Genomic DNA, 21,813 nt, shown 5'->3' with positions numbered 1-21,813 from the left:
CGTTTGGCTCGACATCTATGTTGATGGGAACTCAACGGGGGCGGAGGTAGCCAACGAGTGCATGGAGAGGTTGACTGGTATTCAAGTTGTCTTGATTAATCCTAGGCCCGGGTACCGGGTCGTTCCCGGTCCGATTGCTGAATCGAACTGCCCAGTTTTTTAGCTTCTTAAGAATTTCACCTTCAAAAGAAGAGAGTGCGCAGCTCGCCGGGTGCTACTTCCGAAAGCGAAATCTTTGACCAACTTTTGAGGTCAGTGAGTACAAAGATGCGAGTACGCTGATCAGAATTACTCGACACTTGTAGTTCCCCGCTTTGACAACAATTGGGCCCGGGAAGCATAGAACACCGAAAGGAAGCGCGCCTAAACCAAGGACGTAAAGTACCCGCAACTGCTGCAGCAAGCGTCAGCCCTGCCAGGAACCGCGCAATCGCATGAGGCCGTTAAGTATGCCCAGAGAATGGGGGAGGACGGCAAACCTATAATAAATCTATGCAATGAATTCCCTGTCGGTTACTCCTGACGCCTCGATCGCCTTCCAGTTTAAACTTGTCCTGTCATTAGCGGGTGTTCTTGTTCACCTCGGCATCCGGCACCCCCTTGGGCATCGGGTATTTCTCCACCAGCGCCCGTTCCTCGCCAGTCAGCGGCGGCAACTCTGGGACGGGTGGCGTTTCATCGTCTGACATAACAACAACCCCAATCCAAAAAGCCACCCCTCGGAAATCCCCCACCGCCCAAAACAACGGGGTGCGAATATACCCACGTGGCAGGGCGCCAGAAGGACCCGCGCTTGTTTTTGAGGAGGCCTAGCGGTGGCGGGTGGCAAAGGCCTTGGCCAAGGCACGATAAAAATGCCGGGGAAAACGGCGACCCGCTGCGGCGTTCATTTTTGGATAGAACATGAAAGCCTTTTGATAGGAGGGGGCCTTGTCAGTGAAAGCAAAGACCTTCTTGGGGGCTTTGCGCCCCTTGCGTTCATAGATGCCCGGCGTCACCAAAGCTGCAAAATCGGTGGCCAGTCGCCAAACGTGGCTCAGGTTGGCGTAGAGCATAAGCGGTGCAAGAATGTAGACCACAACGGTGAAAGCCGTAGTCAAGCGCCGCTCCCAGGGAAGCGGTTCTTTTCGTCCACTTGGATGCCGGTCCCGATAGTCACCCATCACGCGCATTTCCCACCAAACAGAGCGCTGAAACGCCCAAAAATCGCTACTACAAAAGCCCGACGGTTGCGGGATTTGTTGCGGGAAGTGTTGCGGGATCGGTTGGGGTAGTCAAATCACGGTAGATTTAAGTCTTTGAACCTGAACACATATTAAATTTTGTGATGTGTTCTGAGGGTTCGATCCTGGAGCGGGCGGCGGGAATCGAACCCGCGTCATTAGCTTGGAAGGCTAAGGTCTTACCATTACACAACGCCCGCTCAACTGAATCAGTTCTTAGATCATTGATTTTGGGGGGTCAAGCCATGAACCTCTCGCAACAGCAGGGGCAGGAAAAGTTTATCCATCCAGCCATCAGGACGATCTGCAATACCTCTCAATCTCTGGCCTTCAAACAGCTTCCTCGCGTTGATCTCCAGCAGCGCAAGTACCTCATGCCCCTGGACAGGAAGATGCGGCGACAGATTGGGCCACTATCAAAGGAATATCCAAAAGCAGAGTGAAAACGGAGTTCCCGACCTAGGCCGGGAACCACAACTTCGAATGTCCCTCGGGACGGCGGCTATGCGCAGGAAGGTACCACCACAAATCTTCGCGCTGACCTTCCTTGGAATAGATGTAGCGGTAAATCGTTTCCTGGCAGACCCTTGGAATGGTCCTTTCATGGATCATGCGGTTGCCGATTTGCTCGGGCGTCCATCCGTTTTTGATCCGCTCGATCACGCGCTGGCAAAGTTCGGGATGCGTGATCAGTTTGCGTTGTCGCGCGCGACGATCTGCGGCCATCATCTGGGCGGCCGCGCCGTAATAGCCATCACACTTTGGCATGCATTCATCAGAGAAATGATTGCGCTTAAGTTCTCGAAAGATCGTCGACCGACAGCGCTTCAATACACGCGCCATCTCATCAACAGGGACCTTCGCATGCCTCCAGCGTTCTATTCTGCGTCTCTCTGTGATACTCAGTTGGGTGTAAACGGCTCCCATAGCGTTTCCTCTCGTCAGATAACATGTTGTTTTCTAACAAGAGTCGCACTTCAAAGTAGCGCGCTCCCCGGCTACGCCGTTGAGGCCAATAAGGCCCATTATGCTTAATTCCGCACCGGAAAGAACCGCGCACTAGGGCAAGCGGCTTTTTAGAATGGGAATATACTTTATCATCCAATATATTACACAAAATCTACCTTCCCAAAACGGCCTGCGAACTGGAAACAGATTTTCGGATCAGTCCTCACCTTCGATGCGCGGCTAGGTGCATCCAGGGGGAACGACAGCTCCTTGCACGAAATCCCAACGCAAGACACAGATAGAACCGGCTCTTTGCGGCGCTTTGGGGCCAAATTGACGTATGTCAAATCCTGCCCGCCTAAATGTTCTCAAAAATGCCGGATGCATCATCCCCAATATTGCGACCCCGCCCGCATTTTGAACCTACAGACGCGCGGCATCCACCAACCCAATAAGAAGTTCGTTTCGGGTTCCCACCGGTACAGAGGGCGAAATGGCAAGTCTAGACGCTTCCCAAACGGTGTCTGACACGAACTCTTCCTGCATTATTCCCTGGGGCAAATTCGGTATGTTTCCCCGGTGTGCATCCAAGATCATGTAAGTGAGGCCACTGTGGGCGCTGTCGGTACGGAGTAGAGATCGCTATGCGCGGTGTCATGGCTTGGCTGACCTGGGTGACTTGTTCCAGTAATGCGCCCAATACGTCCGAACCCGTTGATGGCTATCTTCAAAGTCATGGTCTCATCTCCAGAAGCTTTTCGTGTTTCGACATTCCCGTAGCACAGATGGAGATGGCTGATTTTAAAGATAATTTTTTGACTAAAAAAGCAAAACACTCCGTCTCGGGGCCCTTCGGAATTGCATGTTTTGACAGGTCTTGCTCTTGCAGCTTTAAAATGAGAGCGCTGGATCAGGTTAAGGCTTAAGCGTCTCTTTCCATGATCCATTTGACCTCAGGCGCGGGCACGAAACGCCACTTGCGTTGGGGGCCAGCCATCACGTTGAGGTAGTACATTTCAAACCCATAGGGCGCACCGCAAGGGTGGTGCCCACGTGGAACCAAAACCACGTCACCATCGCTAACAGCCATTGTTTCATCCAGCTGGCCGTCATCGGTATAGACGCGTTGAATGCCAAAGCCATCGGCAGGGTTCAAGCGGTGGTAGTAGGTCTCTTCGAGGTAGGTAATGCGCGGGAAGTCATCTTCGTCATGGCGATGGCTGGGATAGGACGACCAATGGCCCGCCGGGGTGAAGACCTCGGTCACCAACAGGCTGTCTGCATAGTCCTCGTTTTCCATCGCGATATTGTTGATGTGGCGTGTGTTGGTCCCCTTGCCGCGCTCAGTAAGCCGGATGCCATCGGGGCCAATGCGGCGCGCCTCGTGACCGCCGACGCCAGGCGCGGAACAGACAGCAACCACACAATCCGTTTCTGCGACGGCCTCCCATTCGGTGCCATTGGGCAGATACAGGCAATGCGGCGGCGTCTTTTCAAACACATTCATCCGCTCGCCCAGCACGCCCCAATCCTGCCCCGCACCTGTGATATTGGCTTTGCCTTCGACCATTACCAGAATGACCTCGCGGTCTCCTGTAACCTCGGCCGCAGTATCTCCTGCTTTCAGTCGATAGAGCGAAAAGCCAACATAACGCCAGCCAGCGCTTTCTGGCGTGATCTGGTGCACTTTTCCGCGTGCGCCGAAGGGTTTTCTCAAAAGGTCAGCCATGGGCGCTACTTCTCTATTGTCAGGCCAGAGCGGCCGCAGATTTGCGTGATGTGATCAAAACCGAGTTTGGAATTTTCAAACGGCGGCGCCTTGGCCGGGTCCTGTTCCGCTTCGACCACGATCCAGCCTTTGTAATCCATCGTCTTGAGCTTGTCGGTGATGGCCTGAAAATCAATGCAACCTTCAGAATCGCCGGGGACCGAATAGACACCGGCGGCAACCCCATCAAGAAAGCTCTTATCTTCGGCATTGACCCAATCCAGTACCGGCTGGCGCACATCCTTGAAGTGGACGTGGTGAACACGGTGGCCCCATTTATCCAAGACCGCGACCGGATCCGCACCCGCAAAATGTAAGTGCCCGGTGTCATACAGAAGCGTCAGATCGTCAGAGGACCCTTCCATTAACCAATCAATATCCTCAGCGTCCTGAACCATCGCGCCCATGTGATGGTGGTAGCTCAGGTCCACACCCTTATCGCGTGCCCATTTCGCCACTTCTGACAGCTTCGCCGCATAGGACATCACCTCGTCCCGCGTCAGTTCGGGACGGCGCGACACTGGAGTAACCTGTGCGCCCTGAATGGAATTCGAGCATTCGGCATAGACAATGCACGGCGCGTCCAAGGCGGCAAACTGTTCGACTTGCTGGCGGATGGCTTCGCGTTCTTCCTCGACAGTGGCGACCATCAGGTTACCCGAACACCATCCGCCACAGAGGGCAACACCATACCGGTCCAGATAGTCGTGCAGACCCTCGGTGTCCGCAGGCATCCGGCGGCCACGCTCGACGCCAGAGTAGCCGATCTTAGCCGCATCCTCCATTGCACCTTCGGTGGTGTAATCTTTCGTCAGCTCGGGCAGATCGTCGTTTTGCCAAGCAACCAGGGAAATGCCGATTTTTACGGTCATCAGTCCGCCCTCTGCAATTTTTTATTGGTTTCATAGGTGGCGCGTGCGGCGTTGACTTCGTATCGCTCGCTGACTTCCGGAACGCCAACGTCCCACCATGTGCCCCCTGGTTCGGTGCTTGGGTAAGGATCAGTATCAATAACGATCACATATGGGCCCTTGGCCTGTGCCCGCTTTGCCAGCGCCGTTTCCAGATCGGCAATCGAACCGGCCTTGATGCTCGTCGCACCCATGGCTTCGGCGTGTTTGGCAAAGTCGATATTCGAGTTTTGGCCACCGATGGAATGATCCAGAAGGTTATTAAACTCTGCCCCGCCGCATCCCTTTTGCAACCGGTTGATACAACCGTAGCCTCGGTTGTCGGTTACCACAATGGTGAAGGGAATCCCCATCATCGCCGCTGTCGCCATCTCCGAATTCGCCATCATGTAGGTACCGTCACCCGTGAAACATATAACGTCGCGGTCTGGCTGGGCCATCTTGATACCCATTGCGCCTGCGATCTCGTACCCCATGCAGCTAAAGCCGTATTCCATGTGATACGAACCGGGCTTACCTGCTTTCCACAGTTTATGAAGCTCGCCTGGCATGGTGCCCGCGGCGCACATAACAACTGTTTCTTCGTTAGATGCCCGCTGCACAGCCCCGATAACTTGCATGTCGGTCGGCAATTGGTTGCTGTCTTCAGGTGCGTCCGTGAGCGGGTCGACCTTGGCGAACCAATCTGGCTTCAACCCGTCAATCTTGCCGGGGGACACATAGCCATCAAGCGCATCACTCAACTCCTTGAGCCCCACCAACGCGTCCGATTTCAATGGAACAGCGCCATGTTTCATCGCGTCATACGCTGCAACGTTGAGCGAGATCAGCCTGCGCTCAGGATTGGCAAAAAGCCCCCACGACCCGGTGGTGAAATCCTGAAAGCGGGTACCAACGCCAATCACCACATCTGCTTCGCCACAGACCGTGTTGGCCGCCTCACCGCCGGTGACTCCGATCGGGCCGAGGTTAAGAGGATGATCCCAAGGCAGGGTAGACTTGCCCGCCTGTGTTTCGGTCACGGGAATGTTGTGCGCCGCTGCAAAGGATCCAAGCGCTTCGGTCGCTTGCGCATAGTGAACACCACCGCCCGCCACAATCACAGGGCGTTTCGCAGCGCGGATAAGGTCAGCAATCTCGGCCAACTCGCCCTCATCGGGGCGGATGCGACGCTGACGCCACACTTTTGGCTCAAAAAAGCTCTCGGGATAGTCATAAGCTTCGGCCTGCACATCCTGACAGAACGACAGGCAAACCGGACCGCACTCCGCAGGGTCCGTCATCGTACGGAACGCGCGTGGCAAGGCTGTCAACAATTGCTCTGGCCGCATGATCCGGTCAAAGTAACGTGTCACCGGCTTGAACACATCGTTCACGGTTACGGTGCCATCGCCCCAATCCTCGACCTGTTGCAGGACTGGATCAGGCCCGCGATCGGCAAATACCTCTCCTGGTATCAAAAGCACCGGCAGACGGTTCACATGAGCCAGCGCGGCAGCCGTCACCATATTGGCGGCACCAGGACCGATGGAGGAAGTCACGGCCATCGCCTTTCGCCGCCCAGATTGCTTTGAATAAGCAATGGCAGCATGGGCCATGGTTTGTTCGTTATGACCGCGCCATGTAGGAAAGTCGTCTTTGGCAGCATGTAACGCTTCACCGATGCCGGCGACGTTACCGTGACCAAAGATAGCCCAACAGCCTTCGATGAAACGCTCGCCATCATCGTTCTGTTGCGCCGCAATGTAACGCACCATAGCCTGCGCGGCAGTCAGCCGGATTGTCTTGTCCATAGGGTCACTCCACGTTCAGGCGGGCATCAATCCGCGCCTTGTCCCAAATCTCGCACAGTCGCGAGTAGCGCTCCGCCATCTGAGTTATTGCGGCGTCATCTGCCATATCGCCCTTAAGCCACGCCCGTGCCGCATCGCCAAAGATCGTCCGTCCCACGGCAAACCCTTTGACCAGAGGTTGCTTGGCCGCCAGCGCGAAACTTGCCGCCAATTCCTCTTGTGGCGCATCCAAACCAAGCACCACGATGCCACGTGTGCGTGGATCATTGCGCTCAATCGCATCCACAGCATTCTGCCAGGCAGCCTCGGTCTTGAATGGCTCCAACTTCCACCAATCGGGACAGACGCCAGCGTCATAGAAAGATTGGATCAGAGTGGCAGATGTCTGGTCATCAATCGGCCCGACTTTCGACGGGATGATCTCCAGCAAGAATTCCAACCCGTTGCGCCGCGCCGCCGTGAACAGGCGTTTGACCCGCGTGAAGTGCTTTTCCTGGGTCTCGGCATCGTCGTCGGGATGCACAAAGACCAGCAGCTTCACGACATTCTCGCGCGCCCATTCGCGAAAATTTCCAAGGTCTTCGCCCAGCTCAGGCTCAAACTCGATGGGGCGCGAGCCCGGAAGCTCTGTTGGGCGCCCGATCCAAAGGCCCGTGCCGGTTGCCTTGTGCAATGCAGATCGCCCGATCCGGTTGTCACACAGAATGCCATAGCCCGGCTGTCCGTCCTGCACCTGAAGGGCGGCCTGAAGACACAGATCTTTGAAGGCGCCGCCCTTCTCGGGGCTATAGCCTTCCATCTCTTCAAGTTGTAGCCGATGGTCAAAGGCAAAAGTCTTCACCGACGACCAGTCGCCGTGCCGGTTCGTGGCCCAATGCACCTGTTCGAGTTCGGCATCGTTGCGCAAATCGGGACGTGTGATGCCACGATCAAAGAAGAATTGCAGCTCCTCCCAGCTCGGATAAGCCGGTGTGCAGCCGTGGCGGCTGACCGCGAAGGCGCCACAGGCATTGGCGTATTTCAGCGCCGTCGGCCAGTCTTCTCCATCCAGCCACCCCTTGAGCAGGCCAGACATGAAGCCGTCGCCCGCTCCAAGTACGTTGAAGACCTCGATTGGAAAACCGGGACCGGCCTCACCCTCGTCAAGACTTTCTGGCACGTCGCCGGTAAAGGCCACTGCCCCGGCCGCACCGCGTTTGCAAACCAGCGTCGCCTTCGAGACCCTACGGATCGCACGCAGCGCCTCGATCGTGTCGGTCGAGCCGCCAGCGATGTGGAACTCTTCCTCGGTTCCCACAATCAGATCAAACAGATGCAGCGTTGACTGCAATTTGGCGGTCACGGCTTCGCTTTCAACAAAGCGGCTTTCTCCTTCACCGTGCCCGGCCACGCCCCAGAGGTTTGGGCGATAATCGATGTCAAGCGCGGTCTGCTGTCCATTTGCACGGGCAAGTTCCAGCGCCTTGACCGTCGCCGCCTCAACCTGAGGATGGCTCAGATGCGTGCCCGTTGCCACAACCGCACGCGCGCGCGCAATAAAGCCCGGATCGATGTCTTCGACCGTCAGCCCCATATCGGCGCAGTTCTCGCGATAGAAGATCAGTGGAAACTGTTCCTGATCGCGGATGCCCAGCAGCACAAGCGCGGTCAGCCGGTCGGGGTCGGTCTTTACGCCGTCGGTATTGACGCCCTCGCGTTCAAGCTGCTCGCGAATGAAGCGCCCCATATGCTCATCGCCGACGCCCGTGATAACAGCTGAATTCAGCCCCAAACGCGCCGTGCCGCAGGCGATGTTGGTCGGAGAGCCGCCAATATACTTGTCGAACGATCCCATATCTTCCAGTCGGCCGCCAATCTGCCCACCGTAGAGGTCAACCGAGGATCGGCCAATCGTGATAAGATCAAGATCAGACATCGGCCAGCCTCACCGGTTGTCCGGACTTCGCGGACTGCGTCGCCGCCTCTGCCATGGCCAGTGCTGCGACCCCGTCATCGAGGGTCACCGGAAGAGCACTCCCGGCCTTGTAGGCCTTGACGAAAGCGTTCCATTCGGCCGCGTAGGCGGGCATGTAGCGTTCAAGAAAAAACAGCACCGGTTTGGCGTTGGTAACACCGGCAGCGGTCGATTTGGTCAACAGATTTTCGACCAGATTTCCAACCTGAAGCATCCCTTCCGATCCTTGAACTTCAACCCGCTGGTCGCCATAGCCCGCGCGGCGGGTGTTGCGGATAGTTGTGATGCGTCCATCGGCATAGGTCAGCGTCACGGCAGCGGTGTCGAAATCACCGGATTCACCGATGGCCGGATCGACAAGGCAGGAGCCCACCGCCGATACGGTGACAGGCGCTGCGCCCATCAGGAAGTTCGCCATGTCGAAATCGTGGATCATCATGTCGCGGAAGATCCCGCCAGAGACCTTGATATAGGAAATTGGCGGTGGTGCCGGATCGTATGATGTGATCGCGAGCATCTCCGTATTACCCACTTCGCCCGCGTCCAAAGCCGCCCTTAATGCTGCAAAATGCGGATCGAAACGGCGGTTAAAGCCGATCATCACCGGCTTGCCGCTTTTGTCGGCATTAGCCAGGCATTCTCTCGCGCGGGCCAGCGACAAATCCACTGGTTTTTCACAAAGCACGGCCTTGCCCGCCTGGGTCGCCTGCTCGATCAGGTCCGAATGGGTGTCGGTTGAGGTTGCAATCAGGACGACATCAATTTCGGGATCAGCAATGATGTCATCCGTGCTGCGCGCGGTCGAGCCATATTGCGTCGCCAGTTTTTCAGCGTTTTCGGGGTAGTAATCCGACACTGCAGCCAGCGTGCTGTCTGGGTTCGATGTGATGGCAGTGGCGTGCACGCCCGCAATGCGGCCTGCGCCCAAGAGTCCGACTTTGATCATGGCAAGGTTCTTTCGAAGGGAGTTAAATTGTAAACGCGGCGCGGAACGCTTCCAGAGCGGGTTCCGGCTTGTCTTTTGCGAAGGCTTCCATGCCAACCGGACCGACGTAGCCCATGTCGGCCAACGCGCGGGCGATCATCGGCCAGTTCATCTCGCCGGTGCCCGGCTCGCAACGCCCCGGATTATCAGCGACCTGCACCTCGCCGATCCATGGCAGGCAGGCTTCGGCGTGGCGGATAACGTCCCCTTCGCCGATCTGTGTGTGGTAGAGATCGAGGTTGATGCGTAGCTCAGGACGGTCAACGGCTGCCACAAGCGACAAGACTTCGGCGGTCGAATTGAACGGGCAGCCGGGGTGTTCGCGCAGGTTGAGGTTTTCCAGTGTGAACATCACGCCCTCTTGCTCAGCCATGTCGCAGATGCGGTTGAGAGTATCGCGGGCGCGCAGCCACATGCCCGGCGCCACATGCGCCATCTGCTGGATCGGCAGACCCTGGTCGCCCAAGCTGGTGCCATGAAGGTTCAGCCGATGCACCCCAAGCCGTTTGCCAACCTGCGCCGTCTCGAAGGCAGACTTCAGCAGCATATCGGCGCCTTCCGCGTCAGCGAGCCGCCCCTCAAGGTAGCCATTCATAATGGTAAAGGTCGCGCCGGTCCTTTCCAGTTCGTCCAGATCCCATGTCGGCCAATTCCATAGCCCGACGCCAAAGCCCATCTCGTGCAAACGCGCCGCGCGCCAGTGGATAGGTTTGTCTTGCCAGAGCATTTCTGCGCAGGCTGCGAGTTGAAATGTCATATCAGATTTCCTGTGGTTTATAGTCTGCAGGCTTACCGGGCATGACGCCGTGCAACAGTGCGACCGATTTTTCGAGGCCCTCAAGTGAGTTCAGAAGCACGTCCTCGTGTTCAATCGACAGCCAGCCGTCGTAGCCAGCCATTTTCAACCGATAGCAAAACTGACGCCACCATTCTTCGCCATGGCCGAAGCCAAGCGTGATGTAGGACCAACTACGCGCAGGGATGTCCATGAGTGATCCGTTTTCCAGAAGGCTTGTTGTCGCTTGAACCGGCGCGTTCAAAAGCGTGTCTTTGGCGTGGACGTGATAAATCGCGTCTCCCAGCGCCTCGGCTGCGGCCAGTGGATCAGCCCCCATCCAGAAAAGATGCGAGGGGTCGAGGTTTGCCCCGATCACGGGTCCTACCGCCTCACGCAGTTTGTGCAGGGAGGGCACGTTGTAGACGCATTGATTGCCATGAAGCTCGAGCGCAATGCGTTCGACGCCATTTTCGCGAGCGAGGCTTACGATCTCGGTCCAGAAAGGGATCAGCTTCTCTTCCCATTGGTAGAACAGGATGTCCTGCGTCTCTGGTGGCCAAGACGACACAACCCAATTGGGCATCGTATCGGTGGCATTTCCCGCTGGCAGCCCGGACATGGTGCAAACGGTCTTGATTCCCATTTCACCGGCCAGGCGAAGGGTCTTCTTCAAGTCTTCACCCTGTTTGGCGTCCGTCGGATGCAGCGGATTGCCATTCGCATTAAGCGAGATGATGTCGAGCCCGCGGTCATCAAAGGCCTGTTTGAAGGCCTTCTGAGCCGCCGTGTTGCCCAGAAGATCGTCCATCTGGCAGTGTGGCGCGGTGGACCAGCCACAGGTATTCACCTCGACGCCTGACACCCCCATGCGGGCCGCGTGATCAAGCATCTCGTTGAGGCCCATGCCGCCAAGGCTGTCGGACACAAATCCAAGTTTCATGCCGCAACTCCGGTTTTGGCCGCGTAGAAATCGGGCTTTGGGATCATGGTGATGGGCTGCTTTTGACCGGTTGCCAGTGCTTTGGCTCCCGCCTCGGCGACGATCGCCGCGCAGTAGCCGTCCCAGCAATCCGATGCGATTTCCGGGAAATTCCCGGTTTCGACAAAGCGCAGGAAATCCCGGTTCTGCCGAACATAGGCTTCGTGATACCGGCCGCGCCAATCCGCGTCATAGCGGGTGCCGGAGGCCAGTTTCATGTCTGTCCTCGTATAGGCCACGTTGTTCATTGCAATGGACCCTGCCTCACCCACCAGTTCGGCGCGTACGTCATAGCCATAGGCCGCGTTGTTGTTGATTTCGATCGTCACCAACTGGCCATCTGCGGTCTCCAAAACCATGACAACAGGTGCAACGCGGTCATCAGACCGGCGCGGCTGGTGCGCCGTCACACTTGTGAACTCAGTGCCGAGCACATGGCGCACGACGTCAAATTCATGCGGTGCTGAATTGGTGATTGCCATGGCCCCGGTGAAATCTGCCGCAGGTGTTTCCACGTTGCGGTGGAAGTTGTGCATCATCAACGGGCGCCCCAGAACGCCACTTGTCAGGGCCTGACGCATCTCAATATAGGATTGATCAAAGCGGCGCATGAAGCCCAGCATCACATGCTGTTTTCCTATGTTCTTCTCCGCCTCGATGACCTCGAGACATTCAACCGAAGACTGCGACAGGGGTTTTTCGCATAGCACTGGTTTACCCGCTGCAATGCAGGCCTTTGACAGCGGCGCATGGGTGAAATCAGGCGAGGCCACGATCACTGCGTCCACGTCTGCTCGCGCAATTACTGCATGGGGATCGCTGGAGATATCGCCAGCATCCGTGGCATCTGCAACGGATTTCGCGCGTGCCGCGTCCATGTCGCATACAACCTGCAGCCTCGCTCCAGGAAGGTCTTGCGCCACAATGTGGGCGTGGTCCTCGCCCATTAGCCCTGCGCCAATGATAGCCACTCGGGTCATCAGACAATCTCCAATCATTCGGTCGGGCACGCAGCCCGCCGGTTCACTGCACTTTTGTTTGCGGTACTGGGTTGGACCGCGCTTACAAAGATTGGCAGAGCGGCGCTAAACAGTAGCCGCCTCGCCGTCGATGCTGGCTTCGAGATCGACCATCGATTCCCCGCCAGCCATCAGGTCTGCGATTTCCTCGCGCGACCTTTCTCCCTTGCGGAAATCCGCGGCGATAGAGCCCCGGATCAAAACGGCAAAGTGGTCGCCGACTGCCATTGCATGCATCACCTGGTGAGTGATGAAAATCACCGCCAAACCGCGCCGCTTTGCTTCATTCACGATGCGTAGAACGTGAGCCGACTGCTTCACCCCAAGCGCCGCTGTTGGCTCGTCGAGGATCAGAACCCGCGCGCCAAAGTACACAGCCCGCGCAATCGCAAGAGACTGCCGCTCACCGCCAGACAGGCCGCCGACGAGGCGATCACCATCTTCGATCCGCGTGATCCCGAAATTGCGTACTTCGCGCACGGCAATCTCATTGGCCTTTTCCCGGTCGAACACCTTGAACGGCCCCCAGCCTTTGGTCGGTTCAACCCCTGCAAAGAAGCTTCTTGCAATCGACATCAAAGGGAAGGTTCCGCCGAATTGGTGCACGCAGGCAATACCAGCCTCTTGTGCGGTTTTCGGTCCATTGAAACTGATAGGCTTGCCATCCATCAGGATCTCGCCACGGGTCGGGGCGTGAACCCCGGCCATGGTCTTAATCAGAGTGGATTTGCCCGCGCCGTTGTCGCCCAGCAGGCACAGCACTTCGCCGGCTTTCACCGAAAGGCTTATGTTGTGGAGGACGTCGATCGGTCCAAATGATTTGTCGACATTTTTGAGTTCTAGAACGTTTTCTGAATTTGACATGGTTTAGTCCTCCTTCTTGCTGGACGACCAACTGGTCGCGAGACTCTGGAATGTTCCGTTCATCAGAACCGCGATCAGAAGCATCACACCGATGATCAGCAGAGAAAGGTTGCGGTCGATGTCAGTATAATTGATGCCCTGCTGAACGATGCCGAGCGTCATCGTCCCAAAGACCACACCCGCGACAGAGCCAAAGCCGCCATTCAACAATACGCCACCGACAACGCTGGCGATGATCGTGAAAAAGATCATATTGAAGAATGTGGCCGACTGGGCCGAGTTGAACTGGATTACCTGACACATGCCAGCAAGGGCCGTACAAACGGAGCACAGGACAAAGAGCCAGATCTTCAGTTTGTTGACCGGAATACCCGCGTTACGGGCACTTTCAGAATCGCCGCCGACGGCAAACACCCAGTTGCCCCAAGGCGATTTGTGCAAAAAGAACCAGAAAATCACGATCAGGCCAATCCACCAGTAAACCGCAGAACGGAAACCGAAATAGCGTGTGCCGAAGAGCGCCTTGGCCCAATCCGGGGATTGCAGTGACACATTCGTGTTATTGATCAAGAAGTCGGACAGGGCAAGCGTCAGACCGCCAACCGCAAAGAGGGTGGCGAGTGTGACAATGAACGAGGGCACCTGCGTCCGTGTAACCAACAGACCATTCACGAGACCAACGCTTGCAGCCATGGTAAGTGTCATGATTATGCCAAGCCACATTGGAAAATCGTAGTGGTTCACGCTGATCCCCAACATCATAGCAGAGGCGGGAAGAACAGCACCGGTCGAGATATCCAACTCACCCGCGATCATCAGGAAAGCGACAGGAATGGCGATAATTCCAACAGTGCTGGCAAAGTTCATCCAATTCGCAAATCCAGCGATCGACAGGAAGTTCCGCGAAAACCCGAACATCGCAAAGATGGCAAAGACAATGACCATCCCGACGAATGCGCCCATGGCTGGGCTGCGGATCAATTCCCCAAGCGAAAACTGGGATGAGGCGGATTTGGGGCTCGAAGGCTCCGAGGATGTGGTTTCGGTATGGGCCAAGGGTTTTCTCCCCGCTAAAGGTGCGGCTGGGTCATTTCATTGGATAATCTGTTTGGTTGGCCAGCCAACTCAAAGAGGTTGGCTGGCCAGAGAGAGAGCTGATTAGCGCGTGCCCGCTTCAACACCGGCAAAGGTCGCGTCGATGTTGGAGGAATCGACAATCGCCGGGCCGGTCAAAACCGGTTGAGTGGCAACCTTGGTGCCAAAGTCGATATGCGCGGCCAGAGTGGAGACCGACAGGAAGCCTTGGTAGTAAGGCGTCTGGTCGATAGCCATGGTCTGGGTGCCAGCCTTGATGCGGTCCAGAGTGGACGGGCTCAGGTCGAAGGTGCCCAGCTTGACGGATTCGGTCTTGCCCAACTGCTCGATGGCGGCGGCGGATGCATCTGCAGCCCATGTTGCCAGGTTCACAACTGCGTCGATGCTGGGGTCGCTGTTCAGTTCGGCTTCGATGGCAGCCGATGTGCCAGCAACGTCACCGTCGAGGTTTGCCGGAACGCGCAGGATCGTCGCTTTTGCGCCAGCTGCGGTTGCGCCTTCTTCAACGCCTGCGCAACGTGCTTCGAGGTTCACGGTGCCTGGGATCTGGATGTGGCACAGGATGTGGGTGGCACCGGCTTCTGCCATGTACTTGCCGCCTGCAACACCAGCCACGTACTCGTCCGAACCAAAGTAGTTCAAGGCACCGGACTCTTCGAGCCGATCTCCGCCACCGTTCAGCAGAGTCACTTTGATGCCGGCGTCGATAGCTGCCTGGATCGCGGGCAGTTGCGCATCCGGAACGGGTAGTACGGTGGCAATGCCGTCGACCCCCTGCGCAGTCGCCTGTTCGATCAGCGTCGCCAGATCCGCGCCGTAATTGTCATAGTTATTTGTTTGCAAGATGTTCAGCGATCCGCCGCGTGCTTCAATCAGCACGGCTGCATCTTCTGCGCCCTTCTTGACGACATTCCAGAACGAATCCTGATTTGAGCCGATCACCAGTGCGATGTCAGCGGCAAAAGCACCGGACGCCGTGATCGCGAGTGCAGCGGTGGTTGCGATTAGTTTCTTCATGTCGATTTCCTCCCATGGATAAAGCCGCTCCCTTGCGGCTCGACATCGTATCTTGGCCAAACGGCCGATTTGCTCGCGAGAGAGAACACAGGTAAAACCGCCTGTCAGAGCAAGCCGTTCGTTTCTCAACTGTGCATTGGGCCTCCCCCCAAAACGTTGACGTCTCGGTTCTCTCGTGAGCGGTATCAACGTTTTTTCAATGCATCATTGACATCTTTCCAATCAACCTCAATCATACTGAGAATGCAATTTCGTGTCATTTCGTTTCTAAAAGCGAAAAGTTGGTATGTTTTGATATGAAAAGACCTACGATCCCGGATCTCGCAAAGGCTGCTGGCGTGTCAGTGTCCACGGTCAACCGAGTCCTGAACCAACCCGCGTCGGTTCGTTCACCGACACGAGAGCGTGTTCTGGCTGCTGCTGAGCAGATCGGGTTCTATGGCCTCGGCACCATCGAAAACGCCGTAAAATCTACGCAAACCACCCATCGTCTTGGCGTGCTTTTACAAAAAGGATCGCGAGCGTTTTACCGGAACCTTGGTGATGCCATCGCAGCAGTTGCAGAATCTTTTAACGGTCACAAGATAGAGTTAACCGTAGAATATCTTGAAGATCTGGCACCCGAGAAGGTTGCCAAGCACATCATTTCGATGGGGGAGCGTTGCGAGGTCTTGGCTATCGTCGCGCCTCAGCATCCCTTAGTTGCGGACTCTATCGACGCGGTGCTGGACGCAGGTGTTCCTATTGTGTCCCTCATCGGCCCGCTTACAGCAAAGGGAAACATCAGCTTCGTGGGACTCGACAACTGGAAGGTCGGGCGAACCGCCGCTTGGGCCTTTGACAAAATGGTGCGTGAACCAGGCGAGATCGGGGTTCTTGTCGGCTCTCACCGGCTTCGCAATCAGGAAATGAACGAAAGCGGATTTCGGTCATACTTCCGCGAACACAACGCCAATTTCTCGGTTCTTGAACCATTACCCACTTACGAATCTGCCGCCGTTGCCCGCGAGCACGTGGAAAAGCTACTCACCGACCGCCCGGAACTTTGCGGCCTGTACATTTCGGGCGGTGGCGTCACAGGCGTAATTGCCGCCCTGAGAGCGATGCCAAAACGTGGTGACTTTGTTGCGGTTGGCTATGAGCTCTTTGAAGATACGCGCGCAGCTCTGATCGACGGCACCTTGTCCATGATAATCTCACACCCGATGGAGCGTTTTGCCCGTGAAACCATCGCAACGCTGTTGAAAGCCAAAAGCGGAGGCCCTGATGCTGGTGCGCATCGGGTAACGTTCGGCTTTGATATCTATACGCCGGAAAGTGTCTGAATAGGGTCTGAGTATCAGTGAAACTAAGAGTTCGCGACGCGTTTCAGCCGAATGGGTATCAATTGCCCGCTTTCGCCGGAAAAGCGTCAGTTCCTTTTCCAGAAAAAACTGTGTTCCTTGAACAGGAAGAGGCGCTGATAACAGCCGAACAGCTCGATTACTGTGAATTTCTCCGAGCGACTCTTGGCTATTCGCAGCTTCCAAACCGACTTGAAAACCTGCGGTGCTTCCAGTTTGGTTCCAAGTTCTGGCAGCACTATGAATGACCGCTCTGCTGGAGCCTAATTTGTTGCTGCCATGGACGTGCTGCCACCGTGAACTAATGCTGCACTAGCAATATCTGCAAGTGCGCAAGGCGGCTTCGTCCCTGTCCTTATGGTCTGAATGGGATGCGGCGACAGCACGGTCTCGGTTTCAGCCTAAACAGTGCCCCTGAATCGCCGGAATGACGGCACGCTCCGCAGGAGTGGTGGGGCCCAGTTAATGGCAGATCTGGGCCGTTCACGACCCGCAAAGTCGAGTTACGGCCATACTTTGCAAAGGTCACAACCTGCGCTTGGCTGACCTCCAAGACTTGGGTCTCGTATCAACCGCCCTGATCGGCTGCTGCCAGCCCGAAGCGGTCATGGAACGAAACTGTGGGGGTGGTCAGACCGGACCTTTGCCCACGGTCAGTTGGGTGGCCGATGTGCGGACGGAGCGCCTTTTCGCTGCGATTGCACCAATGTCCGTTGCAGGAAGAGCCTTTACCCCTCGGCAACACGCACCGGCAGCTTGCTCGATGCCTTCATCTCTTTGAGAGAGAGATTTGAGCGAATACTGGTCACACCGGGCAAGCGCCGCAATGTGCTGTCGACAAAGGTGCTGTAGTCGTCCAAGTCACGAGCCACCACGATAAGTAAGAAATCATCCTCGCCCGTGGTGTTATGGCAGGCGAGGATGTTGGGTGTGACCTCGATAATACGCTGGAACTCGGCCGTGGATGCCTGATCATGTTCGGAACAGCTCAACTGCACAAAGGCCATCACCCCCAGACCTAGTTTGCGGCGACTGAGGTTGGCCTGGTAGCCCTCGATGATCCCAGCTTCTTCCATTTTCTTCAATCGGCGCCAGCAGGGTGTTTCGCTCATGCTCAAGTGCTCGGCCAGCTTGGCATTTGTCATGCGCCCGTCGCGCTGCAGATGGTTGAGAATCTGGACGTTGACCGCGTCGATGGCTGCCATGAGTAGAATCCCCTAGACGAACTGCAAAGCAATCAATTTCCTGCCCCAATATTACCGAAATAGAGGCAGATTAGCAATTCTATTTCTATATTTGATGTTAGATTAGACCAAATCCAAAGCCAAAATCAAAAGATCCCGCCATGAAAGCTGTCCTGTTCGAGAAATTTCAAGAAGCCCCAAAAGTTGCCACTGTGGTGGACCCAACCCCCGAAGAGCATGGCGTTGTTTTGAAGGTTGAGGCCACCGGCGTATGTCGTAGCGACTGGCACGGTTGGATGGGCCATGACAGCGATATCGATCTACCACATATCCCGGGCCACGAACTGGCCGGTGTGGTAGAGGCAGTCGGCAAGGATGTAAAAAACTGGAAGGTGGGCGACCGCGTTACCGTGCCGTTCATCTGCGGTTGCGGATCATGCAGCGAGTGCCACACCGGCAACCAGCAGACCTGTCTGCATCAGGAGCAGCCAGGCTTTACCCATTGGGGCAGCTTTGCGGAATATGTGCCGATCCATCAGGCTGACCTGAACGTGGTCGCCCTGCCCGAGGCGATGGACTTCGCCACAGCGGCCAGTCTGGGCTGTCGATTTGCCACCTCGTTCCGGGCGGTGATTGACCAGGGTAAGGTAAGCGCGGGCCAGTGGGTCGCGGTGCATGGCTGTGGTGGCGTCGGCCTGTCGGCGGTGATGATCGCCAGCGCTGCCGGGGCCAATGTGATTGGCGTCGACCTCGACCCGGCCAAACTGGCCCTGGCCAAAGAGCTTGGCGCGGTTGCGGCCATCGATGGCAAAGGCGACGTGGTTGAGGCCATCCAAGAGATCACCAAGGGCGGCGCACATGTCTCGCTCGACGCGCTTGGCCATCCGGCGACGATGACCAACTCGATCCTCTGCCTGCGCCCACGGGGCAAACATATTCAGGTGGGTCTGATGCTGGGCGATCACGCGGCCCCCGCGGTGCCAATGCCCAAGATCGTCGGCCAAGAGATCGAATTGCTCGGCTCTCACGGGATGCAGGCCCATCGCTACGGCGCGATGCTCGACATGGTCGAAAGCGGTAGGCTGGACCCGGCCCGGCTGGTGGGTGACAAGATCAGCATCGACGCAGCCCCCGGGGCCCTGATGAATATGAACAAGTTCCAGTCCATCGGTGCAACCGTCATCACGAGCTTCTAAACCATGGAAAAGATTGCATTCACCGGCGGTGGCAATATGACGGCTGCGATCATTGGCGGCTTGATTTCCAGCGGTTGGGACCCCTCACGGATCACGGTTGTCGACCCGAACGCCGACCAGCGGGTCCGACTTGCGGCAGAGCATGGCGTGCACATCACAGATGATGTGGCCACGGCCGCCATTGCAGATATCATCGTGCTGGCGGTCAAACCGCAGGTTATCAACGCCGTTGCAGGCCAGATGACCACAGATCTGTCGGGCAAACTGCTCCTCAGCATCGCCGCAGGGGTGACGATTGGGACTTTGGAACAACTCTTTGGACCAGTTGCGATTGCCCGCACCATGCCCAACACGCCTGCTTTGCTGAGCCTCGGGGCGACGGGGCTTTATGTGAATGACCACACATCAGAGGTGCAGCGCCTGGAGGCCCAAAAGATCATTGAATCCTTCGGCATCTGTGTTGCCGTGGCAAAAGAAGATCTTTTGGATTCTGTCACAGCGGTGTCGGGCAGCGGGCCGGCCTATTACTTCCTGATGATCGAGGAGATGATCAAAGCCGGCACGGCCCAGGGGCTTTCGCGCGAAGATGCAGCTGCCTTGACCGTGCAAACGGCCCTGGGCCGGCAACCATGGCCGCGCAGGGCGATGTGCCCCCCGAAGAGCTGCGCGCCCGCGTGACCTCGCCAAACGGGACCACCCATGCGGCGATTGTCTCGATGCAAAACAACGCTTTTGGCCAGATCATTTCCAACGCCATGACGGCGTGCCAAACGCGTGCCAAAGAGCTTGGAAAAGGACAGTAAAATGATCATTCGTTGGTGGCGTGCTGTGGCGGGTTCTGACGCGGTATTGCAGCAATATGCAGCGCATTTAGAACGCAACACCTTTGCGGAGATGGCAGAGCTTCCCGGGCATCTTGGGGCGACCATCGCGGTCAAGGTCGGCGGCACAGATAATGAACTGGTTGTCACCAGCCTGTGGTCTGATCTGGACGCTGCGGGGCATTTTGAACAGGGGGCATTCGACGATGCCGTGGTGAAGCCGAGCACCCAGAAGCTTCTGAAATCCTTTGACTTGAAGGTTGAATACTTCGAGACGCTGGTAACAACAGGTATATTGGACAAGGACTGACGCAGGATGTTTGAACAGGTTGAGGAATATCCCGTCGATCCCATCATGATCGGGGCCGACTATTTCGCGGCCGATCCCCAGAGGGATAAACTCAACCTGACAGTGGGAATCTACCAGGACGAACACGGCCAAACGCCTGTCCTGGAAGCGGTCAAACTGGCCGAACAAAGGTTAGTCGAGACTCAGACCAGCAAATCCTACCTCGCCCTGACAGGGGACGCCGCCTACTGCCGAGTGCTGGGGCACGAGATCATGGGCGATGCCTTTGGCAATGGCTGGGTGTCCGCACAGACCTCCGGTGGAGCCGTGGCTCTGCGGGTCATGGCAGACCTCTTGGCGCAGATGCCAAATCCTCCCACCATTTGGCTGCAAACCCCGACCTATGGCAACTATGTTCCGATCCTGACTGCGGCCCATGCTCGTTTTGCGCAGGTGCCGTATTACGACCGGCTTAAGGCTCAGATCACCTTTGACCAAATGCTGGACGGGCTGAAGGCCGCCCGTGCGGGCGATGTCTTTCTGATGCAGGGCATGTGCCACAACCCGACCGGGGCGGACATGACCGCAGAGCAGTTCGACGCGTTGCTCGATCTTCTTGAGGCACGCGGGATCGTCCCATGGATCGACCTTGCCTATCTGGGCTTCGCCCAAAGCTGGGACGCCGATTGCTCTATGGCGCGGCAGATCGCGGCGCGTTTCCCGGAATGCATTGTCTGTATCACCCTGTCCAAGACCTTTGGCATCTACCGTGACCGGGCCGGAGCGCTGTTTGTGAAAACGCAGACACCTGACCGCGACCGCATGCACCGAGCCGTCTCCGCGATTGTCCGCTCCGGCGCGTCGCATGCACCGGATCATGGACCATCGGTTGTGCGCACGATCCTGCAAGACCCGGCGCTGAAAACGCATTGGCGCAAGGAGCTCGACCAGATGCGCGCCCGCGTTGCCCAGGTGCGCCAACAGATAGCAGATGTCGAACGCACCGAATTTGGCACCGACCGGCTTGCTTATATCGCGAAGCAATCCGGCATGTTTTCGCTCCTGCCACTGACCGAGACCCAAGAAACTGCCCTGACGCGCGATCACGGCATCCACGTAGTAAAAGGCGGCCGCGTAAACGTCGCACGTTTGGGGGAGAGTGACATCACAAAGTTGATCAGAGCGATGACTGAAGTAACGTCTGCGAAATAGCCTTTGGCGTGCCGCAAAACGGATCAGCCTACCAAAAATGCTCTTTCAATATTTACGAAGCAGCCGTCAGTTGAAGCCGCAGCCTTAGTCACACTGGGCTCTGGTGAAGCTGTAGCGCGGCATTCTCCATGGGCGTGAACGGCAGGAAACCACCCGCCCCTCCTGCCCGACTACAAGGGCCGTCATGCGATCCGGGATTGTCTGGAAGACGGCCAGAACTTCACCGGGGGCAGCGTCTATTGGCTCACGCCGCAGATCGATGGCGGGCCGGTTGTCGTGGCCGACGGGCGACGGCTCCAGGAGCGCGTCCAGATCTTACCGGGGGAAACGGCCCTGCAGCTTTGGAAGCGGGCCTTGGCCCCGATGGGGTCCGAGATGCTAACCAAAGGGGCGGCTGAACTGACCAGCGCTTAAACACCCCTTTAAATCACCTT

Annotated in this window: 22 protein-coding genes, 1 tRNA gene and 1 pseudogene; 7 read left to right on the top strand and 17 right to left on the bottom strand. The window is 56.9% G+C overall.

Features of this window, described 5'->3' with window-relative positions; translation table 11 throughout:
- Positions 1 to 560 precede the first annotated feature (560 nt).
- The 16 genes from MED193_RS23355 to MED193_RS20680 form a co-directional block, all read right to left on the bottom strand.
- On the bottom strand, positions 561 to 689 hold the full coding sequence (locus MED193_RS23355; RefSeq protein ID WP_302621672.1) for a hypothetical protein: 129 nt from the start codon (positions 687 to 689) through the stop codon (positions 561 to 563).
- A 120-nt stretch (positions 690 to 809) separates the two neighbouring features.
- A complete protein-coding gene (locus MED193_RS20750; RefSeq protein ID WP_157041440.1) occupies positions 810 to 1,100 on the bottom strand; it encodes a hypothetical protein in 291 nt (96 codons plus the stop codon).
- A 249-nt stretch (positions 1,101 to 1,349) separates the two neighbouring features.
- Positions 1,350 to 1,423, bottom strand: a tRNA-Gly gene (locus tag MED193_RS20745).
- Between the two features lie 259 nt (positions 1,424 to 1,682).
- Complete coding sequence (locus MED193_RS20735; protein WP_083790508.1) at positions 1,683 to 2,150, bottom strand: helix-turn-helix domain-containing protein; 468 nt, start codon at positions 2,148 to 2,150, stop codon at positions 1,683 to 1,685.
- 614 nt (positions 2,151 to 2,764) lie between these two features.
- A complete protein-coding gene (locus tag MED193_RS23010) occupies positions 2,765 to 2,908 on the bottom strand; it encodes a hypothetical protein (protein WP_157041438.1) in 144 nt (47 codons plus the stop codon).
- Positions 2,909 to 3,093: 185 nt separating this feature from the next.
- Entirely contained in the window at positions 3,094 to 3,900 is an 807-nt protein-coding gene (iolB, locus tag MED193_RS20730) for a 5-deoxy-glucuronate isomerase (RefSeq protein ID WP_009811740.1), read from the bottom strand.
- Positions 3,901 to 3,905: 5 nt separating this feature from the next.
- A complete protein-coding gene (gene iolE, locus MED193_RS20725) occupies positions 3,906 to 4,811 on the bottom strand; it encodes a myo-inosose-2 dehydratase (protein WP_009811739.1) in 906 nt (301 codons plus the stop codon).
- On the bottom strand, positions 4,811 to 6,643 hold the full coding sequence (gene iolD, locus MED193_RS20720; RefSeq protein ID WP_009811738.1) for a 3D-(3,5/4)-trihydroxycyclohexane-1,2-dione acylhydrolase (decyclizing): 1,833 nt from the start codon (positions 6,641 to 6,643) through the stop codon (positions 4,811 to 4,813). The genes iolE and iolD overlap by 1 nt, the downstream gene beginning before the upstream one ends.
- Positions 6,644 to 6,647: 4 nt before the next feature.
- The gene (iolC, locus tag MED193_RS20715) at positions 6,648 to 8,558 is read right to left on the bottom strand and encodes a 5-dehydro-2-deoxygluconokinase (RefSeq protein ID WP_009811737.1); all 1,911 of its coding nucleotides are present in this window, start codon (positions 8,556 to 8,558) and stop codon (positions 6,648 to 6,650) included.
- Complete coding sequence (iolG, locus tag MED193_RS20710) at positions 8,551 to 9,543, bottom strand: inositol 2-dehydrogenase (protein WP_009811736.1); 993 nt, start codon at positions 9,541 to 9,543, stop codon at positions 8,551 to 8,553. The genes iolC and iolG overlap by 8 nt, the downstream gene beginning before the upstream one ends.
- Before the next feature lie 22 nt (positions 9,544 to 9,565).
- A complete protein-coding gene (locus MED193_RS20705; RefSeq protein WP_009811735.1) occupies positions 9,566 to 10,339 on the bottom strand; it encodes a TIM barrel protein in 774 nt (257 codons plus the stop codon).
- Between the two features lies 1 nt (position 10,340).
- On the bottom strand, positions 10,341 to 11,300 hold the full coding sequence (locus MED193_RS20700) for a sugar phosphate isomerase/epimerase (RefSeq protein ID WP_009811734.1): 960 nt from the start codon (positions 11,298 to 11,300) through the stop codon (positions 10,341 to 10,343).
- The gene (locus MED193_RS20695; protein WP_039966506.1) at positions 11,297 to 12,319 is read right to left on the bottom strand and encodes a Gfo/Idh/MocA family oxidoreductase; all 1,023 of its coding nucleotides are present in this window, start codon (positions 12,317 to 12,319) and stop codon (positions 11,297 to 11,299) included. Before MED193_RS20695 ends, MED193_RS20700 begins: the two co-directional genes overlap by 4 nt.
- Before the next feature lie 105 nt (positions 12,320 to 12,424).
- Positions 12,425 to 13,222 carry an ATP-binding cassette domain-containing protein gene (locus MED193_RS20690; protein WP_009811732.1) on the bottom strand — a complete coding sequence of 266 codons (798 nt, stop codon included), beginning with the start codon at positions 13,220 to 13,222 and terminating at the stop codon, positions 12,425 to 12,427.
- 3 nt (positions 13,223 to 13,225) lie between these two features.
- A complete protein-coding gene (locus MED193_RS20685) occupies positions 13,226 to 14,278 on the bottom strand; it encodes an ABC transporter permease (RefSeq protein ID WP_009811731.1) in 1,053 nt (350 codons plus the stop codon).
- 102 nt (positions 14,279 to 14,380) lie between these two features.
- On the bottom strand, positions 14,381 to 15,334 hold the full coding sequence (locus MED193_RS20680; protein ID WP_009811730.1) for a substrate-binding domain-containing protein: 954 nt from the start codon (positions 15,332 to 15,334) through the stop codon (positions 14,381 to 14,383).
- Between the two features lie 296 nt (positions 15,335 to 15,630).
- On the opposite strand from MED193_RS20680, the gene MED193_RS20675 reads away from it, so the two are divergent.
- Positions 15,631 to 16,659 carry a LacI family DNA-binding transcriptional regulator gene (locus tag MED193_RS20675; RefSeq protein WP_009811729.1) on the top strand — a complete coding sequence of 343 codons (1,029 nt, stop codon included), beginning with the start codon at positions 15,631 to 15,633 and terminating at the stop codon, positions 16,657 to 16,659.
- A gap of 17 nt (positions 16,660 to 16,676) precedes the next feature.
- Positions 16,677 to 16,925, top strand: a complete 249-nt coding sequence (locus tag MED193_RS23165; RefSeq protein ID WP_217626357.1) for a hypothetical protein — start codon at positions 16,677 to 16,679, stop codon at positions 16,923 to 16,925.
- A 480-nt stretch (positions 16,926 to 17,405) separates the two neighbouring features.
- Here the strand turns inward: MED193_RS23165 and MED193_RS20665 are convergent, their stop codons facing one another.
- Positions 17,406 to 17,882, bottom strand: coding sequence for an Lrp/AsnC family transcriptional regulator (locus tag MED193_RS20665; protein WP_009811727.1), 477 nt, complete (start codon positions 17,880 to 17,882; stop codon positions 17,406 to 17,408).
- A 140-nt stretch (positions 17,883 to 18,022) separates the two neighbouring features.
- Between MED193_RS20665 and MED193_RS20660 the strand changes: the two genes are divergently transcribed.
- From MED193_RS20660 to MED193_RS23415, 5 genes and pseudogenes are all read left to right on the top strand, one after another.
- On the top strand, positions 18,023 to 19,057 hold the full coding sequence (locus MED193_RS20660; RefSeq protein WP_009811726.1) for a zinc-dependent alcohol dehydrogenase family protein: 1,035 nt from the start codon (positions 18,023 to 18,025) through the stop codon (positions 19,055 to 19,057).
- Between the two features lie 3 nt (positions 19,058 to 19,060).
- A pseudogene (gene proC, locus MED193_RS20655) lies at positions 19,061 to 19,860 on the top strand (pyrroline-5-carboxylate reductase).
- 1 nt (position 19,861) lies between these two features.
- The gene (locus MED193_RS20650; protein ID WP_009811723.1) at positions 19,862 to 20,188 is read left to right on the top strand and encodes a hypothetical protein; all 327 of its coding nucleotides are present in this window, start codon (positions 19,862 to 19,864) and stop codon (positions 20,186 to 20,188) included.
- Between the two features lie 6 nt (positions 20,189 to 20,194).
- Entirely contained in the window at positions 20,195 to 21,379 is a 1,185-nt protein-coding gene (locus MED193_RS20645; RefSeq protein WP_009811722.1) for an aromatic amino acid transaminase, read from the top strand.
- Positions 21,380 to 21,541: 162 nt separating this feature from the next.
- Positions 21,542 to 21,793, top strand: a complete 252-nt coding sequence (locus MED193_RS23415) for a formyltransferase family protein (RefSeq protein WP_083790507.1) — start codon at positions 21,542 to 21,544, stop codon at positions 21,791 to 21,793.
- Positions 21,794 to 21,813: the final 20 nt, after the last annotated feature.

The organism is Roseobacter sp. MED193, from assembly GCF_000152965.1.
Classification (GTDB): Bacteria; Pseudomonadota; Alphaproteobacteria; order Rhodobacterales; family Rhodobacteraceae; genus Pseudophaeobacter.
The sequence above is the reverse complement of the archived record's forward strand: the minus strand, read 5'-3'. Positions and strand labels throughout refer to the sequence as shown.

Coding starts and splice junctions, on each gene's coding strand:
- MED193_RS23355 (WP_302621672.1), bottom strand. CDS start 689: ATGTCAGACGATGAAACGCCACCCGTCCCAGAGTTGCCGCCGCTGACT.
- MED193_RS20735 (WP_083790508.1), bottom strand. CDS start 2,150: ATGGGAGCCGTTTACACCCAACTGAGTATCACAGAGAGACGCAGAATA.
- MED193_RS23010 (WP_157041438.1), bottom strand. CDS start 2,908: ATGACTTTGAAGATAGCCATCAACGGGTTCGGACGTATTGGGCGCATT.
- iolB (WP_009811740.1), bottom strand. CDS start 3,900: ATGGCTGACCTTTTGAGAAAACCCTTCGGCGCACGCGGAAAAGTGCAC.
- iolE (WP_009811739.1), bottom strand. CDS start 4,811: ATGACCGTAAAAATCGGCATTTCCCTGGTTGCTTGGCAAAACGACGAT.
- iolD (WP_009811738.1), bottom strand. CDS start 6,643: ATGGACAAGACAATCCGGCTGACTGCCGCGCAGGCTATGGTGCGTTAC.
- iolC (WP_009811737.1), bottom strand. CDS start 8,558: ATGTCTGATCTTGATCTTATCACGATTGGCCGATCCTCGGTTGACCTC.
- iolG (WP_009811736.1), bottom strand. CDS start 9,543: ATGATCAAAGTCGGACTCTTGGGCGCAGGCCGCATTGCGGGCGTGCAC.
- MED193_RS20705 (WP_009811735.1), bottom strand. CDS start 10,339: ATGACATTTCAACTCGCAGCCTGCGCAGAAATGCTCTGGCAAGACAAA.
- MED193_RS20700 (WP_009811734.1), bottom strand. CDS start 11,300: ATGAAACTTGGATTTGTGTCCGACAGCCTTGGCGGCATGGGCCTCAAC.
- MED193_RS20695 (WP_039966506.1), bottom strand. CDS start 12,319: ATGACCCGAGTGGCTATCATTGGCGCAGGGCTAATGGGCGAGGACCAC.
- MED193_RS20690 (WP_009811732.1), bottom strand. CDS start 13,222: ATGTCAAATTCAGAAAACGTTCTAGAACTCAAAAATGTCGACAAATCA.
- MED193_RS20680 (WP_009811730.1), bottom strand. CDS start 15,334: ATGAAGAAACTAATCGCAACCACCGCTGCACTCGCGATCACGGCGTCC.
- MED193_RS20675 (WP_009811729.1), top strand. CDS start 15,631: ATGAAAAGACCTACGATCCCGGATCTCGCAAAGGCTGCTGGCGTGTCA.
- MED193_RS20665 (WP_009811727.1), bottom strand. CDS start 17,882: ATGGCAGCCATCGACGCGGTCAACGTCCAGATTCTCAACCATCTGCAG.
- MED193_RS20660 (WP_009811726.1), top strand. CDS start 18,023: ATGAAAGCTGTCCTGTTCGAGAAATTTCAAGAAGCCCCAAAAGTTGCC.
- MED193_RS20650 (WP_009811723.1), top strand. CDS start 19,862: ATGATCATTCGTTGGTGGCGTGCTGTGGCGGGTTCTGACGCGGTATTG.
- MED193_RS20645 (WP_009811722.1), top strand. CDS start 20,195: ATGTTTGAACAGGTTGAGGAATATCCCGTCGATCCCATCATGATCGGG.